This is a genomic window from Bradyrhizobium sp. USDA 4461 (assembly GCF_054055655.1).
In genome coordinates this window covers 7835335-7851676 of the sequence record NZ_JBSRXM010000001.1, presented here as the reverse complement: position 1 = coordinate 7851676, position 16342 = coordinate 7835335, and the positions used below count along the sequence as shown (strand labels likewise).

Here is a 16342-nt window from a genome sequence, read left to right as displayed (position 1 = left end):
GCCTGCGGCGCTGCTGCGCCGCAGGCCGGCTCGGCTAGGCCATGAACATCCGTGCGGCGGAGGCGACCGTGAGCAGGGCGCCGAAGCCGATGAAGATCTTCCCGATCAGCGAGGTCTGGTCCAGGGTCGCGCTGTCGCTGCTCGCCAGCACGGGAGCCGGCTTGGGGGCGGCCGTGGCGGCAGGCGGGGGCTGCGGCGCAGGCGCTTCCTGTTGCGCGGTCTGCGGTTGAGCCGGTTGCGGCTGTTCCGCCGGCTGCTCCTGCTGGAGGGCCCGGTCGACGTCGTTGAGCTGGTCGGACGCGACCACGTTGCTATCGGGCTGCGCGTCGGCGGGCTTGTCGGAGGCGGCCATCACAGGATTGACACTGGCGGGCGCGGGGCTCGCATTGCCTTCGCCGGAGGTCAGCTCCGCGTTGGCATTGGCGACCGTGGCGGGCATGCCCACCGAGGTCACGCTGCCGGCGTCGCTCGCGGCCTTCTTGGCCTCGGATTTGTCAGCCGTCTTCGACGATTGGTGACGCGCATGGCGCCGGCCATGCCGCGAACTCTGCTGCGCAGACGTGTCGGTGGTTGCGTTGTCGGATTTTGATGCGGACGCGTCCGAACCGGCCGCGGAGGCCGGCAACGGAGCTGCGAGACACACGACAAGTCCTGTCAGCCCTGTCGCAATCATCAAGGCCAAGCGCCCGCTGGCTTTGATCTTCATTCTGATGATCTCCCCATGATGCCCACCCAAATGCGAAAAGAGACCCGGCTGCGTGTCCACACCGGGGCAGAAAGAGGGAATCTTCGGGCCTGAGGGGGCAAAAGCTGGGCAATTTCGTCCCACCGGCCCGTCGGCGGCGACAGGCGGTGCTTGTCGGACCGATCGGTGTTATGAGCCGTTCCGTCTGCAAACCCGCCGGAGCGATTCTTTGCGGCTGATGCTCGGCGCGGCCTGGCCGAAGGATCGCGATCACGAATTCGTGATGCTGTCGGCTTGCCGCGTAACGAACTGAAAGATCGGCCGAATTGCAATTCAGGAGCCTGCGTGCGCGAACGTGAGGATGAATGGACCGACCTGATGCGGTCGGCCATTTCAGGCGATGACGCGGCGTATCATCGCCTGCTCAGGGCCATCACGCCGGTACTCCGTGCCGCGGCGCGACGTGGCTTGGCGCGTGCGGGTCAACCGGTCGATCAGTCCGAGGACATTGTGCAGGACATCTTGTTGGCGGTGCATTTGAAGCGACAGACCTGGGACACCAGCGCGCCGTTCGCGCCGTGGCTGTTCGCGATCGCGCGCAACAAGCTGATCGACGCGCTGCGCCGCCGCGGCCGGCGCATCTTCGTCAACATCGATGATTTCGCCGAGACGCTGCCGGGAGAAACACCGGAGCCGACCGCTTCGCCCGGCGAGGTCACCGCGCAGCTGCAGACGCTGCCGGCGCGGCAGCGCGACGTGCTGCAATCGATTGCGGTCGACAGCGCCTCGATCAAGGATACCGCGACGAAACTCTCGATGACCGAGGGCGCGGTGCGGGTCGCGCTGCATCGCGGGCTTGCGAGCCTCACCGCGAAATTACGGGACCGATGAGCATGGATACCGATCAACTCATTCGAACCCTTGCCGCAGACAACGCCTATCGCGCGCGCCCGATCGGTCTGGCCCTGATGCTGGCGCTGCTGGCGGCGGCGCCGGTCTCGCTGCTGATCTTCTTCGCCGAGCTCGGCGTGCGCCCGGACGTGATGAGCGCGATGCACAATCCGTTCTTCGACCTGAAATTCGCGGTGACCCTGGCGCTCGCCGCCTCGGCGATCGCGGTCAGCCTGCATCTGTCGCGGCCGGAAGCCTCGCTGCGCAGCTTCGGCTGGTGGCTGCTGATTCCGGCCGGCATCCTCGTTGCCGCCATCAGCGGCGAGATGATGATGCCGCAGCGGACGCCGATGATGACGCGCCTGATCGGCAAGAACTCGATGGCGTGCATGACCGCGATTCCCGCGATGTCGCTGCCGCTCTTGGTCGGCGCGCTGTATGGGCTGCGGCAGGGCGCTCCGGCGCGGCCGGCGGTCGCCGGCGCGGTGGCCGGCCTGCTGTCGGCTGGGCTCGCGGCGACCGTCTATGCCTCGCATTGCACCGACGACTCGCCGCTGTTCGTCGCGACCTGGTACACGCTGGCGACCGTGATCGTCGCAAGCGTCGGCGCGTTGATGGGAAGTCGAGCGCTACGGTATTGAGTGATCGTAGCCCGGATGCAGCGGAGCGACTGGGCAAGAATTGTGTTGTGAGCTGATTAGTTGGCGGGAGCGAAATCCGGCTGCGCTCTAACCTCCCCTTGAAAAGGGGAGGTCGCTTTGCTCGCCAGAGCAAAGCGGGTGGGGATCAGCTCTCTCCACGAACAACGTCGCCTGCGGCTGACCCCCATCCCGACCTTCCCCCTTCAGGGGGAAGGAGAAGACCGTAGCCGGATGGAGCGCAGCGAAATCCGGGGAGCCTTTGCGCGGTTGCATTGAATCCCGGATTGCGCTGCGCTCCATCCGCGCTACGGAAATCAGGCCGCGGGCGCGGACTGCTGCATGCGGTGGAAGCGCAGCACCTGCTGCGCGGTCGACGGCCGCAGCCGCTCATAGGTGTCCTTGCAGGCCTGCAAGTCGGTCGGCTCTGCGCCCGAGATCTCGTCGCGCAGGTTGATGATCGATCGCACCGTCGACCATGACAGGCTCGAGACCTTGGCCAGGATCATCACGCCTTCGGCGCGGGTTTCGATCATCATGTTCTCTGCGATGCTGACCGAGACGTTGGCGAGCGCGGCGAGCGAGGCGTTGGTCTCGTCGAACTTGCCGGCCTCGGCGAAGGCCGCGAGCTGGAATTCGTCAAGCCGTCCGTCCTGGTAGAGCGATTTGACCAGCGCATGCGCAATGGTGGTGTCCGACGTCACGGCAGCCGGCGCCGAGCGCGCGCGTCGCGTGGCTTCCTTCACCGCGATCGGAATCTCCTTGGCCTGCTGCGGATTGGCAGCCTCGAGGCGTTGCCTGACCGTATCCGAGGCCTTGGCGACCAGCTTGAGATAGAGATGCCGCGGGATGTTCGGGCGCAGCCCGACGCAGGTCGACAGGTTCTCGTCGCCCTCGGCGCGGCTGACCAGTCGGGTGAAGCCGCGCTCGGTGAATTCCGCGCCGGGATTGTTGACCGCGCTCTGGATCACCTCGTCATTGCCGCGCAGCACCAGCACATCGGTGACGGCACCGCTCAGCGACTTGCGGTTGGAGATCGCGAGCAGATGCGCCTGGCTCTTGCTGCGCGCCATCTCGATCAGGGTGTCGTCGTCGAGCCGCGGCGACAGCGTCAGCACGGGGCCTGCGACCTCGATCAGGTCGTCGAATGCCAGCGTGCGGATGGTCTGCGGCGGCGCGGTGTCGATCGGGGCGAGGCGGTTGGCGAGCAGCGCCTTGGCCGAGCTTTCGATGTGCTCGAGCAGGCATTGGAAGACGTCGTCGAACAGCACGATCTGCTCGTCCGAATAATTCACCGAGCCGTTGATGAAGAGGTCGGTCACCCGGCGCAGGGTCTCGACACGGCGTGCGACGGTGCCGTGGGCGAGGGTGGTCTGCAACTCGTCGAGCAGACTTTCGGGGGCGGTCGCGGGCTTCGAACTCATGACTCTGTCCTGGAGCGGTGGCGGCGGTTTCTCCGTCGCCGAATAGGGAAACGAAAGGGGTCAGGCGCTGGCGATGCGGTTGCGTCCCCTGGCCTTGGCTGCGTAAAGCGCGCCATCGGCGCGGGCGAGCAATGTGTCGGAGGTTTCCTGCGGCTTCAGTGTCGTGACGCCCGCGGAGATCGTGACCCGCATTCCCGGCGAGAACGCGCTCCAGTCGAGGTCGGCGATGATCGCGCGCAGCCGCTCGAGCGCACGCGTCGCCTGGTCCTGCGACAGCCCGGGCAGCACCAGCAGGAATTCCTCGCCGCCGTAACGGCCGAAGCGATCGATGCTGCGCAGATTGGCGAACATGCCGATGGCGAAGGTGCGCAGCGCCTCGTCGCCGATCGGATGGCCGTAGACGTCGTTGATGCGCTTGAAATGGTCGAGGTCGATCAGCGCGACCGCGCAGGAGCTGCCGTTGCGGGCGCAGCGCGCGATCTCGTCCTCGAGCGTGCGCATGATGCTGCGGCGGTTGGAGGTGCCGGTCAGTTCGTCGAGCTCGGCGAGCTCCTCGATGCGGCGGTAGGCCTCCTTCAGCTTCAGTCCGCTCTGATACAGCGATTGCTGCATCGCGCTCGAGAAGATCCCGAGATACATGCAGCGCCCGATGGTCAGCGCGAACACGATCATGGTGGCGAGGCGCTCGACCTTGGTGGCGGTCGGCATCCCGATCGGCCTGTCGGTTCCGAGGAACAGCGCGGCCAGGCCCAGCACCATGATGGTCCAGACCACAGCGGTCTGCCGCGCCGAGGTCCGCAGCGCGCCGAAGCTGAACACCACGAACAGGTTGCAGAGGAACAGCACGCCGACTTCCGGCGCGATGTAGGTGAACAGCAGCAGGTTCACCATGTTGACGGCCGATTGCGGCGCGACCAGATAGTGGTCGCGAAAGCGCTCGTGAAAGCCGCGCTCCGAGAGCACGACGTAGACGGCGACCAGGGACAGGCCGGTCAGGGCATAGCCGGTCGCCACCGCAACCGTCGTGGTGCCGGCATGCGCGTAGATCAACAGCACGACCGCATCGAGCGCGAAACAGGCGGCAATCATCGATTGGATCTGGCGGCGCTGCCTCGCCCGGCGCGCCAGGCGCTCGCGCGTCAGCGTGGGACGGCCGCTGTCCGGTGCGTCCGCGATCGGGCCGGGAAGTGACGACGCAGCGCTGCCCATGGTCTCGCCATTGCTGAAATCCCGCGAAATCTAAGTGGGAAAGCCTTTAGGTTTGGTATCTTTTGGAACCGACGCAACCCCGGTGAAACCCGGCCACGGCCCTTGTTTCGTAAGGAGAATCCGGTTGGCCGGGCCGATCGGGAGCGATCATGTGGCGGGCCTGCGCCGCGGCCCGCCTCGCGACGGCGCTGGCGTGGCGGCGAAGCCTTGCTATGGTCGCGCCACGGAGCGTGCCTGCGAGAGTATGCGGTGTTATGATACCATTTTTGGAGTCGCCGACGATTTTCCCTCATCGGAATCGTCGGCTGTGTCATAGATCACACATGCGGTCCGGACATTGCCGTAATGTGAAGAATCTTGGCTCTCGCGTCGAACCACGCGCCACCACCCTCAGACCAACTTTGCGAGACGGCCATTGAGCGCGACACAGGCGGCTTCAGACGATGTTCTGATCGCTCGGATCGCTCAAGGCGACCGGCTTGCCATGCAGGTGCTGTACGGACGGCATCATGTCAGGGTGTACCGCTTCGGGCTTCGGCTGGTGCGGGACGAACAGGTGGCGGAGGACCTCATCAGCGAGGTCTTTCTGGACGTGTGGCGTCAGGCGGGCAAATTCGAGGGACGATCCGCCGTTTCAACCTGGCTTCTGGCGATTACCCGGTTCAAGGCCTTGTCTTCGCTGCGGCGAAGGAAAGACGCCGAACTGGACGACGAGGCCGCGAACGCGATCGAGGACACGTCCGACGATCCGGAAACGGCAGTGCAGAAGAAGGACACCGGTGACACGCTGCGCAAGTGCCTGACGGGACTATCGGCGGAACATCGGGAAATTGTCGATCTTGTCTACTATCACGAGAAATCCGTGGAAGATGTCGCTGAGATCGTGGGGATTCCGGAGAATACCGTGAAGACGCGCCTGTTCTATGCGCGCAAGAAACTTGCCGAGTTGCTGAAGGCAGCCGGTGTCGAGCGAGGTTGGCCATGATGGCTGCGAGCAACAAGAAAGTGCAGGGCCAGGATCCTGACGACGTCGAGATGCTGCTGCCTTGGCACGCGGCCGGCACGCTGAACGCGCGTGACGCGCGCCGTGTCGAGGACGCGCTCGCGTCCGATCCGGAGCTCGCCCGGCAATATGCCGTCATCCGCGAGGAATATGCCGAGACCATCGGCCTCAACGAGAGCCTCGGTGCGCCCTCGGCGCGCGCCATGCAGAAGCTGTTTGCCGCGATCGATGCCGAGCCGGAGCGCAAGCCGTCGGCGGGCGCGCGGGTGTCGGCCGGGATCTCGGAGTTCTTTTCCAAATTGTCGCCGCGGACGCTGGCCTGGTCGTCCAGCCTCGGTGCGGTCGTGGTGTTGCTGCAGGCTGGCGTGATCGGGGCGGTGCTGATGCGCAGCCAGCCGGCCTCGTTCCAGACCGCCTCGCTTGATGCCGTCGAGCAACGCAGCGTGCCGGCCGCACCGAGCCCGGCCATTGCGCCCAGTGCGCCGATCACGCGTGACCTCGGTGCCAGCGTGGCGGCGACGCTGCCGACGCGGCTGTTGGTGCGCTTCACGCCCGACGCCCGGATCGCCGACATCACCGCGCTGCTGGACAGTTACCAGGGCGCGATCGTCGACGGGAAGGGCGGCATGTTCCGCTTGCAGTTCCGCGCGATGGACAAGGACAGTATCGCCGCGCTGATCGCCCGTTTGCAGAAAGAGAAGATCGTCAGCCTCGCCGTCGAAACGCCGTAAGCGACCGCAGACGGTTTTCGGGTCGAGGTCATTTGCGGCCAGACCGGACCGGACGCGGCGATTGCCGCGGTCGCGGACAAACCGTCGCAGCCTCGCAAACTCCCCATCGCAATAACACTTCCGTGAGCCGCGCATTGAATAAGCCCGCGCGGTGGTTCGCATCGGAGGTTTCCGTTGCAAATCGCCCTGCCGCGCAGTGATTTTCGGCGCGCAGCGCCTGAAACGGTACGGCGGAACCACGCGACGAAAAGGTTAAAAAAATCGCGGAGGATTTGAACGTCCGCCATCCTCTCACGACTTATGTGTGTGGGAGCGGTTTATCCCTCCCCGGCTATATCAGGCGCGAGCGCCCATCCACCCCAAGCGCCCATATGGCTTTGACCCGTCCGGTTGTCCCCCCGGACGGGTCTTTGCTTTTGGGGGCACCCTTGCATGACCGGCTGGCGCCGAACCCGGCGGATGCTTCAGGCCTTGCGCAGCGCGATCGCGAACGGCATGGGTGCGCGACGGCGGCGATAATTGCTGTGGATCATCCGGCTGCGCGGGGCGTGCACAGGATGCACACGGCCACCATGCAAGCCGATGACCTGACGATGGTTCGCGCAAGAAACTCCGTAGTCGAGCGGACTTCTTTGATCGCCCATTCCCGATTAAGAATTCAGTTAGACTTTATTTACCTTTTCCACAGAATATCAGGGTCGCGTCCAGTTGATTCGGTTCGGTTGCGTCTGCGTCCGTCTCTTTCCCTGCGGGCAAGTTTGAATGACACATCGGACCGACGTGGCCAGAGGCCAGGAAATTGTTGCGCGCTGGTGCAACCTTGCCGAGCAAAGGCTGGAACACCTTACCGAACTGTTCGAGACCGGACGCTGGCGCCGCTATCACAGCGAGCAGGCCTTTCTCGAGAACATCAGGGAAGCACGGGCCGCGGTCGAGATCTGGCGGGAATTGCTGACGCGCGAAGCTGCGCTCGACAATTCGCCGATCGACTTGTCCTGGCTCGGCCGCGGCAGCTCGATCCTGCCGCCGCGCCGCATCTCGCCGGCACCGGAGCGCCGGTCGGAGGCCGCCACACTGGCGGAGGCCGCGATGACCGCGGTTGCAGCCGCGCTGGAGACGGCAGCCGAGGTGCTGGAGGAGCCGCCCACCGTGACCGACGCGCCGCCGCTGGAGATGCCGCCTCCGGCTGCGCGGCCGCCGGTGCTCGATCTCGACACCATTCAGCGCCGCTATCCGCTGCTGCGCAACGCGCTGTAGAGCATGATCCGGAAAACTGTGAAGCGGTTTTCCGAAAGATCATGCTCAAACAAGAGGCGCTAACGCCGCACTGCATTGGCGCCGACAACGAGCTGGGCAACTTGCTGGGCGCCGCCCGCCGACAGATCCGACGTGATCGGGCGGGCGTGGTCGAGCCCGACCACCGCGCCGCCTGGGGTTTCCGCGATCATGTTGTTGTTGATCAGCGCGGAGCCGGCGCCCGGCACCACCGAGACGCCGATGCCGACGAACGCCTTGCGGATCACATTGCCTGATATCGCGACATCGCGCAGGTACTTGCCCCAGCCGGCGACGATGCCGAAGGTCGGCGCATTCTCGATCACGTTGCCGGTCACGGTGCTGTCGGCCTCGACATAGATGCCGATGCCGGCGCCGTCGTTCGGGTCGGTACCGACGGGGCGCTTCGGCAGCAGATTGCGGATGATGTTGCCCTGGACCACCGCGATGCGGCCGCCCTCGTTGAAGTTGCAGACGGAGACGCCGATTGCGGCGCCGTCGACGGTGTTGTTGGCGATCACAGCGGCCTCGAATGAGAATTCCGAATAGAGCGCCACCTCGCGGACATTGCTGACGCTGTTGTCGGTGATGTGGATGTTGGACGCCGAATTGCCGCGCACCGCGGAGAAGTCGCAGTTCCTGATGCGGTTGCCGCGCACGATCACATTGCCGGCGCGGAACGCGTTGATGGCGTTGCCGTACTGCCCGGAGCCGCCGGGGCCGGCCTTGATGTCCTCGATGCGGTTGTCGGCAACGATCGAGCCGTCGTCGCCGATCGCACTGCGCAGGATCTCGATGCCGTTATCGTTGGTGCCCTTGATGGTGTTGCGCGCGACCATCAGGCCGAGCGCGTCGAACGACACCAATGCCGTGCTCGCGATGTCGGTGAAGACATTGTTGCTGACGTCGCCCGACATCTGCTCGAACCAGATGCCGGCGCCGCCGCTGCCTGTGAGCTGGCAATCGGTGATGCGGATGTCGCGCCCGGACAGGCAATGCAGCAGGCCGCGCCGCGCCGGCAGCGGGATGCTGCCGCCGTCGAAGGTGAGGCCCATCAGGACGATGCCGTCGGCGCCTTCGGCTTCCAGCAGCGCGGCGCCGCCGTTGAAGACGAGCCGGCTGGCGCCGCGCACGCCGATCAGCTGGCTGCCGGGCGCAAGCCGCAACAGGCCGCTGCGATAGATGCCGGGCGGGAACGCCAGCGGCACCTGCGCGCGCGCGGCGTCGTCGATCGCGCGTTGCAGATTGCGGGTCTGGTCGTCGGGGCTGCCGGGGCGGACACCATATTGGGTGACGTCGCGGCCGAGCGAGCCGGCCGATTGCGCCGCGCGCGCGGCATCCGGCGACATCGCAAGCGCACCGGCTGCGCCTGCGGCGGTTGCTCCGATCAGATGGCGGCGGTTGACGTCCATGGGCATGGCCCTCGCACATAGTCGCGAGCGGTGACGTTCGCGGATCGAGTGGTAGCGCGAAACCCGGTGCTGCATGGTGAACACGCCGACGCAACCGGGCGATTGTTGGCGGTAGGGTTAATCCCGGGTGCAACCTATTCACGTCAAGCAGTCAAGCAATCGGATGACCTGCGCGAGGCGAGGCCATTGTCGCCAGTCAGGGCCTCGACCGCACGCCAGCTCGGTTTGGCAGAGACAGATGCCGGCATCGCGTGCCGCCCCCGCATTCCCACCCGCGCCGGAGGATCGCGAGACGCCCTCTTCAGGACCTGCAAGATTCCTGCCGGATACGTTCCATCGAACTCCATCTCAGCTTAGGAACCGCGACGTTCCCGGCGCGTTTGGGCAGGTCACGCAGGGCGCGTGTCTGCAACCACTCAAGCCATACTTGAGATCGGCTTCCCGTGAACATCCTCCATCCGCAAGGTCCAGTCGCTATCGCCGACAAGATGATCCTGATCGACTCGATCGCGATCATGCTGGCGATCGTGGTGCCGACCATTGTCGCTATCCTGGCGTTCGCCTGGTGGTTTCGCGCTTCGAATCCGCACGCCCGCTATCAGCCGTTCTTCGTCTATTCCGGACGTGTCGAAATGGTGGTCTGGGCGATCCCTGCGCTCACGATCATCCTGCTCGGCGGCGTGGCTTGGATCGGCTCGCATCAGCTCGATCCCGCAGCGCCGGTGCCGGGAACCGGGGCGCCCGTCCGCGTTCAGGCCGTCTCGCTCGATTGGAAATGGCTCTTCATCTACCCGGACCAGCGCATCGCCACCGTCAATGCGCTGACCGTGCCGGCTGGAGCTGAGCTGAATTTCGAGCTGACATCCTCGAGCGTGATGAACGTCTTCTTCGTCCCGCAACTCGGCAGCATGATCTACACCATGAACGGCATGGTGACGAAGCTGAACCTGCGTGCCGACAATGAAGGCAAGCTGCAGGGACTTTCGGCGCATTTCTCCGGCGACGGATTTCCCGACATGATGTTCGACGTCAACGTCATCTCGCCGCTCGCTTTCCCGGACTGGGTGGCCGAGACGGCGAAATCCGATTCCATACTCAACGAGGCCTCCTACAGGAAGCTGATGCAGCAATCGGTCGAAAAGGGAAGGCCGACTTTCCGGCTGGAGGACTCACGGCTGTTCGACATGATCGCAACCCAGCACATTCCGCCGGGTCCGGGGCCGCAGATCAGCGCGAATGCCGGACGCGAGCGAAGTGGAGAGCACGATGCTCGGTAAGCTTGATTGGTCGGCGATTCCGCTCGACCAGCCGATTCCGCTGGTCGCGGGCGCCGTGGTGCTGATCGCGATACTGGCGGTGCTCGCTTGGGTCATCGCCAAGGGACATCTGCCCTATCTCTGGCATGAATGGATCACCAGCGTCGATCACAAACGGATCGGCGTCATGTACATCCTGCTCGCTTCGGTGATGCTGCTGCGCGGCGGCAGCGACGCCATCATGATGCGCATCCAGCAGGCGATCGCCTATCAATCGCAAGGCTATCTGCCGCCGGAGCATTACAACCAGATCTTCTCGGCTCACGGCACCATCATGATTTTCTTCGTGGCGATGCCGTTCGTGATCGGGTTGATGAACCTCGTGGTGCCTTTGCAGCTCGGCGTGCGCGACGTCGCCTTTCCAACCCTCAATTCGGTCGGCTTCTGGTTGACTGCGACCGGCGCGTTGCTGGTCAATGTCTCGCTCGTGGTCGGCGAATTCGCGCGCACCGGCTGGCTGGCCTTTCCGCCACTCTCAGAGCTGTCCTACTCGCCGGGCGTCGGCGTCGACTATTACGCCTGGTCGCTCCAGATCTCCGGAGTAGGAACGCTGGTGGCGGGTATCAATCTCGTCACCACTGTGCTGAAGCTGCGCACCAGGGGCATGAACTATCTGCGCATGCCGATGTTCTGCTGGACCACCCTTGCTTCGAACCTGCTGATTGTCGCGGCTTTTCCGATCCTGACCGCGACCCTCGCGATGCTTCTGCTCGACCGCTATCTCGGCTTCCACTTCTTCACCAACGAAGCCGGCGGCAATGTCATGATGTTCATGAACCTGATCTGGGCGTGGGGACATCCCGAAGTCTACATCCTTGTGCTGCCGGCCTTCGGCATCTATTCGGAGGTGGTGTCGACCTTCTCCGGGAAGCCGTTGTTCGGTTACCGCTCCATGGTGCTCGCCACGATGGCGATCTGCGTCATCTCCTTCATGGTGTGGCTCCATCACTTCTTCACCATGGGCGCGGGACCCGACGTCAATTCGATCTTCGGAATCGCCAGCATGATCATCGCTGTGCCGACGGGCGTGAAGATCTACAACTGGCTGTTCACCATGTATGGCGGCCGCATCCGCTTCGCGACGCCGATGCTGTGGTCGGTCGGCTTCATGGTTACCTTCATCATCGGTGGGTTGACCGGCGTTCTCGTCGCGGTGCCGCCAGCCGATTTTCTGCTCCACAACAGCATGTTCCTGGTCGCTCATTTCCACAACGTGATCATCGGCGGCGTGCTGTTCGGCGCCTTCGCCGGCTTTGAATACTGGTTTCCGAAGGCTTTCGGCTTCCGTCTCGACGAACGCTGGGGCAAAGCGGCGTTCTGGTTTACCTTCACCGGCTTTTATCTCACCTTCATGCCGCTTTACGTCGTGGGACTGCTCGGCATGACCCGGCGCATGCAACATTACGACGTTGCGGAGTGGCGGCCGTGGATGCTCGTGGCCGCGGCCGGCATGGCGGTGCTGACGATCGGCGTATTGTGCCAGGTCATACAGCTCGTGGTGAGCATCCGCAACCGTGCGGCGTTGCGCGATCGCACCGGCGATCCCTGGGACGGCCGTTCACTGGAATGGGCAACGTCGTCACCGCCGCCGGTGTTCAACTTCGCCTTCTATCCGAACGTACGCGGTGAGGATGCCTATTGGGCGCTCAAGCTGCACGCCAAGGGGCAGCAGCTCGAGGATCGCTTCGAGCACGAGTATGAGGACATCGAAATGCCGAGGAACTCGCCGACCGGCTTCGTCTGCGCATTCTTCGCCACCGTCATGGGTTTTGCGCTGATCTGGCACATCTGGTGGATGGTGATCCTCGGCGGTCTGGGCGCATTCGCGACATTCGTGGTGTTCGCCTGGCGCGACCATGACGAGTACGTCATTCCGGCGGCCGAGGTCTCGCGGATCGATCGCCTCAATATCGAGGAGCGCCGAGACCTCGTCAGCGCTGCGGGTACGCTGTGATGGCAATCGCCGCGACCATCACCGACGCGCATGCCGACCCGCATCACCTCGGGCGTGCAGTCGAACATCCGGGGCCTGCGCCGAAACGCATCGTGACGGCCTATGGCTTCTGGATATTCCTGCTCTCCGACATCGTGATGTTCTCCTGCTTCTTCGCGGCCTACGCGGTGCTGGTCAATCAGACCGCCGACGGCCCGAAGGGGTCGGAGATATTCGACCAGAAGAGTCTCGCGGTCGAGACCGTATGTCTGTTGCTGTCGAGTTTCTCCTGCGGCATGGCCAGCATCGCAGCCGACCTTCGCAACAGGCTCTGGTTCTACCTGTCGATGGCGGTCACCTGCGTGCTGGGGCTTGCATTCCTCGCCATCGAGTTCCGGGAGTTCGCCGATCTGGTGTCCCGCGGCTTCGGACCGTCGCGCAGCGCCTTCCTGACGGCGTTCTTCTCGCTGGTCGGATGCCATGGCCTCCATGTCTCGGCCGGGATCTTGTGGCTGCTCACGATGATGGCCCAAGTGTTCGCCAAGGGCTTTCGCGCCGATATCATGCGCCGCATCATCTGCTTCGCGCTGTTCTGGCATGCGCTCGACATCATCTGGGTCGCCGTGTTTTCGGTCGTTTACCTGCTCGGAGGTGCGCCATGACCGAGTCGTCCGAACATCTCATCGAACGGCACGACGTTGCCCCGGGCGATGAAGGGGAACATGATCTTCGCGCCAGATTGCTGGGTTATGTGCTCGGCCTTGGCCTGGCGTTGCTGCTGACCGCCACCTCATTCTTCATCGCCGGAACCGATCTGGTCTGGCAGCCGAGCATTCCCATCGCCATCATCGTGCTCGCAATCGCGCAGATGGGCGTGCATCTCGTGTTCTTCCTGCACATCACGACAGGACCTGACAACACCAATAACGTCCTGGCATTGGCGTTCGGCCTGCTGATTGTCTTCCTGGTTGTTGGCGGCTCCATCTGGATCATGCAGCATCTCAATCAGAATATGCCGCCGATGGATCGCATCATGCAGATGCAGTGAGCGAGGGCTGCGCCGTGCGCTCACGCGCGCGCGGCCTGCCGGGTCAGCTTGACCAGCTCCAGCAGCATGGCTTCGCCGGCATCGACCAGCGCTTCCAGCGTGATCGATGATTTGCCCGCTGCCGCCGTTCCGTCATGGGCGAGCGGCGGCACATGGACGAATTGCGCGAGGTGCAGGCCGTTGTCGCCGTTGACGGCCTCGATCGCGCGCCAGCTCAGATAGTTGCAGAGATAGCTGCCGGCATCGCGCGAGGCCCGCGCGTCGATGCCGGTCGCGAGCGCCGCACGCAGCAATTTTTTGGTGTGTGGCCCGAACAGTTGCGCGTCGGCGCCGCCTGCGATCGAGCGCTTGCGCGCATGCTGGCGTCCGGCATCGGGGAACAGGGTGGTGACCGCGTTGCGGGCGCGGCTTTCGATCCGCAGATGGGCGCCGCGGCCGGCGAGGCCGAACATCAACAGCGCCTGCGGGCGATGCCCTGCGATCAGCTCCGGCAATTCGCGGTCGACGGTGGCGTAGGTGACGTCGAAGATGTGGCTCGATAGCGCAACGTCGTCGAAGGCGGGGCGGCGCAGCGCGGTCAGCCGTTTCACCAGCGGCATGGTCGGGTTGAACGGCGCGCCCGGGAACGGGCCGAAGCCGGTGAGCAGGATGCGCAGCTTCCCGCTCAATGCAGCATCTCCGCGATCTGTTCGGCGGCGATCGCGGGCGAGATGCGGCCGGCGGCGACCTCGGCTTCCATCTTCTTCACCTTGGTGCGGATCGCAGCGTCCGTGCGCAACCGCGCCATCATCCGGCTCTCCAGCATCGACCACATCCACTTCACCTGCTGCTCCCTGCGGCGACCCGCGAACTCGCCCGAAGCGTTCATCGCGGTGCGGTGGTCGAGGATCTTCCGCCAGAGCCTGTCGAGCCCGGCGCCGGTCAGCGCCGAATAGGTCTCGACCGGCGGATGCCAATGCTCGGAGCGCGGCGCCAGAATGTGCAGCGCGCTGCGATAGTCGGCGGCGGCGAGGTTGGCGCGCTTGAGGTTGTCGCCGTCGGCCTTGTTGATCGCGATCATGTCGGCGAGCTCGACCAGGCCCTTCTTGATGCCCTGCAGCTCGTCGCCGGCGCCGGGCAGCATCAGCGCCAGGAAGAAGTCGGTCATGTCGCAGACCGCGGTCTCGGACTGGCCGATGCCGACGGTCTCGACCAGCACCACGTCGAAGCCGGCGGCCTCGCAGAGCAGCATCGCCTCGCGGGTCTTCGCCGCGACGCCGCCGAGCGTGCCCGAGGAGGGCGAGGGGCGGATGAAGGCTTGATCGGAGCCGGCGAGCCGCGCCATCCGCGTCTTGTCGCCGAGGATCGAGCCGCCGGTGCGCGCCGAGGAGGGATCGACCGCCAGCACCGCGACCTTGTGGCCGCGCTCGATCAGGAACATGCCGAGCGCATCGATGGTGGTCGATTTGCCGACGCCGGGCGAGCCGGTGATGCCGACCCGCACCGCCTTGCCGGTGTCGGGCAGCAGCGCCTGCACCAGCTCGCGCGCGGCGGCCTGGTGATCGCTACGCCTACTCTCGACCAGCGTGATCGCCCGCGCCAGCGCGGCGCGGTGGCCGGCACGCAGGTCACGGGCAAGGGCGCGGATGTCGGGAGATGCGGGCTTCGATGCGGTCATGGCCTTGCTTTACAACGGCTGCTGGTTGCAGGCGAGGGGAACGCGTATTGGCACGTCGCAGGGGCGCACTACCAAAATGTCGAGGAACAACCCCATGCAAAGGAGCCGGTAGCGGCTACCGGCGCTCGACAAGACGACTTGACACGTCGGGCAACTCAGCGGCAATCTTCCATTATCCAGAAATCGTGCCGTAACCCGTAGCCCGGGTGAGCCAGCGGCTCGCGCAAACGCGCGTCCGATGACAGGCTCCGCAATGTCAGGGGAAACCGGTGCCGCATATCGCTTCGCTCATGCGGGGTACGAACTATCGCTGCTCGTCCGCGTCGCCCGTCGGCCGCGTGCCGGCGAAGATCCTTGCGCCTTGCGGCGTCAGATACGGCTTCAGCGTCTCCCATGGCACGAAGATCACATATTGGCCTTCGGCGTAGGGGCCGACGGCATAGGGCGGGTAGTGGAAGGTCAGGCCGGAGCTCTTGCCCGATACGGTCGACGGCGCCAGCGTCACGGCGCCGATCTTGAGCAGGGTCGGCTTCAGCTCCTTGTACCACTGGGCGCTCGCCGTCTCGCCGGCGTCGCGCCGCTTCTTCTCGGCGTTGAGCGCCGCGATGACCGCCTTGCGGATCGCCGCTAGCGTCGGGCCGCTATCCGCGGTCTCGGTGAAGAACGGGCGGATGCTGATGCGCTTCTTTGCTGTCGTGTCCCACAGGATGGTATTGACGTCGGAGTTCGGATGCGCGCCCAGAGTGTTCATGTAGTCGTCGCGCAGCACGCTGACATAGCGGCCGTCGACGACGGAGCGCACCGAATATTTGCGCTCGAATGAATAGCCGCCGCGTTCCTTGAACAGCTCAGGCTCCTGCTTGCGATCGTTGGCAGCCTCGGCGGCGTTCTTGTCGATCCATTTCTTGCCCTCGGCGAGGCAATCGGCCGCCAGCGCGCTATCCGCCTTGATCTTGTCGTCGAGATAGACGCTGGCCTCGATGCTCGCGTTCTTGATCGTGGCGTCGGGTTTGGGATCGGCGGCGCGTGCCGGAAGGCAGAGGCAAGCCAGCAGGCCGGCAAGGCCCAAGATGCGGACAGGCGTCAGCAAGCGAGCGGCGCGCGTGGAAAGCTCCTGGTG

Annotated in this window: 16 protein-coding genes; 9 read left to right on the top strand and 7 right to left on the bottom strand. The window is 64.8% G+C overall.

Annotated elements, in window-relative coordinates:
* Window positions 1–34: 34 nt before the first annotated feature.
* Window positions 35–706 (bottom strand): hypothetical protein, encoded by a 672-nt coding sequence (locus ACVINW_RS36885; RefSeq protein WP_456755829.1) that lies wholly within the window; start codon window positions 704–706, stop codon window positions 35–37.
* A gap of 324 nt (window positions 707–1030) precedes the next feature.
* Between ACVINW_RS36885 and ACVINW_RS36880 the strand changes: the two genes are divergently transcribed.
* Both ACVINW_RS36880 and ACVINW_RS36875 read left to right on the top strand, forming a co-directional pair.
* Entirely contained in the window at window positions 1031–1576 is a 546-nt protein-coding gene (locus tag ACVINW_RS36880; RefSeq protein ID WP_456755828.1) for a sigma-70 family RNA polymerase sigma factor, read from the top strand.
* 2 nt (window positions 1577–1578) lie between these two features.
* Complete coding sequence (locus tag ACVINW_RS36875; RefSeq protein ID WP_456755827.1) at window positions 1579–2217, top strand: NrsF family protein; 639 nt, start codon at window positions 1579–1581, stop codon at window positions 2215–2217.
* 314 nt (window positions 2218–2531) lie between these two features.
* On the opposite strand, the gene ACVINW_RS36870 is transcribed toward ACVINW_RS36875, so the two are convergent.
* The gene (locus ACVINW_RS36870; RefSeq protein WP_456755826.1) at window positions 2532–3638 is read right to left on the bottom strand and encodes a DUF2336 domain-containing protein; all 1107 of its coding nucleotides are present in this window, start codon (window positions 3636–3638) and stop codon (window positions 2532–2534) included.
* 60 nt (window positions 3639–3698) lie between these two features.
* On the bottom strand, window positions 3699–4847 hold the full coding sequence (locus tag ACVINW_RS36865) for a GGDEF domain-containing protein (RefSeq protein ID WP_456755825.1): 1149 nt from the start codon (window positions 4845–4847) through the stop codon (window positions 3699–3701).
* 415 nt (window positions 4848–5262) lie between these two features.
* On the opposite strand from ACVINW_RS36865, the gene ACVINW_RS36860 reads away from it, so the two are divergent.
* The 3 genes from ACVINW_RS36860 to ACVINW_RS36850 all read left to right on the top strand — a co-directional run bounded on the left by ACVINW_RS36860 (window position 5263) and on the right by ACVINW_RS36850 (window position 7838).
* On the top strand, window positions 5263–5832 hold the full coding sequence (locus ACVINW_RS36860; RefSeq protein WP_456755824.1) for a sigma-70 family RNA polymerase sigma factor: 570 nt from the start codon (window positions 5263–5265) through the stop codon (window positions 5830–5832).
* Window positions 5832–6581, top strand: coding sequence for a hypothetical protein (locus ACVINW_RS36855; RefSeq protein WP_456756586.1), 750 nt, complete (start codon window positions 5832–5834; stop codon window positions 6579–6581). Before ACVINW_RS36860 ends, ACVINW_RS36855 begins: the two co-directional genes overlap by 1 nt.
* A 762-nt stretch (window positions 6582–7343) precedes the next feature.
* Window positions 7344–7838: a TIGR03809 family protein gene (locus ACVINW_RS36850; protein WP_456755823.1), complete on the top strand. Its 495-nt coding sequence runs from the start codon at window positions 7344–7346 to the stop codon at window positions 7836–7838.
* Between the two features lie 59 nt (window positions 7839–7897).
* Here ACVINW_RS36850 and ACVINW_RS36845 read toward each other — a convergent pair whose 3' ends face one another.
* Window positions 7898–9268, bottom strand: a complete 1371-nt coding sequence (locus tag ACVINW_RS36845) for a TIGR03808 family TAT-translocated repetitive protein (protein ID WP_456755822.1) — start codon at window positions 9266–9268, stop codon at window positions 7898–7900.
* Window positions 9269–9711: 443 nt separating this feature from the next.
* On the opposite strand from ACVINW_RS36845, the gene ACVINW_RS36840 reads away from it, so the two are divergent.
* From ACVINW_RS36840 to cyoD, 4 genes are read left to right on the top strand one after another with little or no spacing between them, the layout of a single operon-like run.
* Window positions 9712–10545 (top strand): cytochrome ubiquinol oxidase subunit II, encoded by an 834-nt coding sequence (locus ACVINW_RS36840; RefSeq protein ID WP_456755821.1) that lies wholly within the window; start codon window positions 9712–9714, stop codon window positions 10543–10545.
* The gene (gene cyoB / locus ACVINW_RS36835) at window positions 10535–12538 is read left to right on the top strand and encodes a cytochrome o ubiquinol oxidase subunit I (RefSeq protein WP_456755820.1); all 2004 of its coding nucleotides are present in this window, start codon (window positions 10535–10537) and stop codon (window positions 12536–12538) included. The genes ACVINW_RS36840 and cyoB overlap by 11 nt, the downstream gene beginning before the upstream one ends.
* Complete coding sequence (locus tag ACVINW_RS36830) at window positions 12538–13179, top strand: cytochrome (ubi)quinol oxidase subunit III (protein WP_456755819.1); 642 nt, start codon at window positions 12538–12540, stop codon at window positions 13177–13179. The genes cyoB and ACVINW_RS36830 overlap by 1 nt, the downstream gene beginning before the upstream one ends.
* Complete coding sequence (cyoD, locus tag ACVINW_RS36825) at window positions 13176–13565, top strand: cytochrome o ubiquinol oxidase subunit IV (RefSeq protein WP_456755818.1); 390 nt, start codon at window positions 13176–13178, stop codon at window positions 13563–13565. Before ACVINW_RS36830 ends, cyoD begins: the two co-directional genes overlap by 4 nt.
* Window positions 13566–13585: 20 nt before the next feature.
* Here the strand turns inward: cyoD and ACVINW_RS36820 are convergent, their stop codons facing one another.
* From ACVINW_RS36820 to ACVINW_RS36810, 3 genes are all read right to left on the bottom strand, one after another.
* Window positions 13586–14233 (bottom strand): pyroglutamyl-peptidase I family protein, encoded by a 648-nt coding sequence (locus tag ACVINW_RS36820; RefSeq protein WP_456755817.1) that lies wholly within the window; start codon window positions 14231–14233, stop codon window positions 13586–13588.
* On the bottom strand, window positions 14230–15222 hold the full coding sequence (meaB, locus tag ACVINW_RS36815; protein ID WP_456755816.1) for a methylmalonyl Co-A mutase-associated GTPase MeaB: 993 nt from the start codon (window positions 15220–15222) through the stop codon (window positions 14230–14232). Before meaB ends, ACVINW_RS36820 begins: the two co-directional genes overlap by 4 nt.
* A gap of 304 nt (window positions 15223–15526) precedes the next feature.
* Window positions 15527–16312 (bottom strand): DUF3298 domain-containing protein, encoded by a 786-nt coding sequence (locus ACVINW_RS36810; RefSeq protein ID WP_456755815.1) that lies wholly within the window; start codon window positions 16310–16312, stop codon window positions 15527–15529.
* Window positions 16313–16342: the final 30 nt, after the last annotated feature.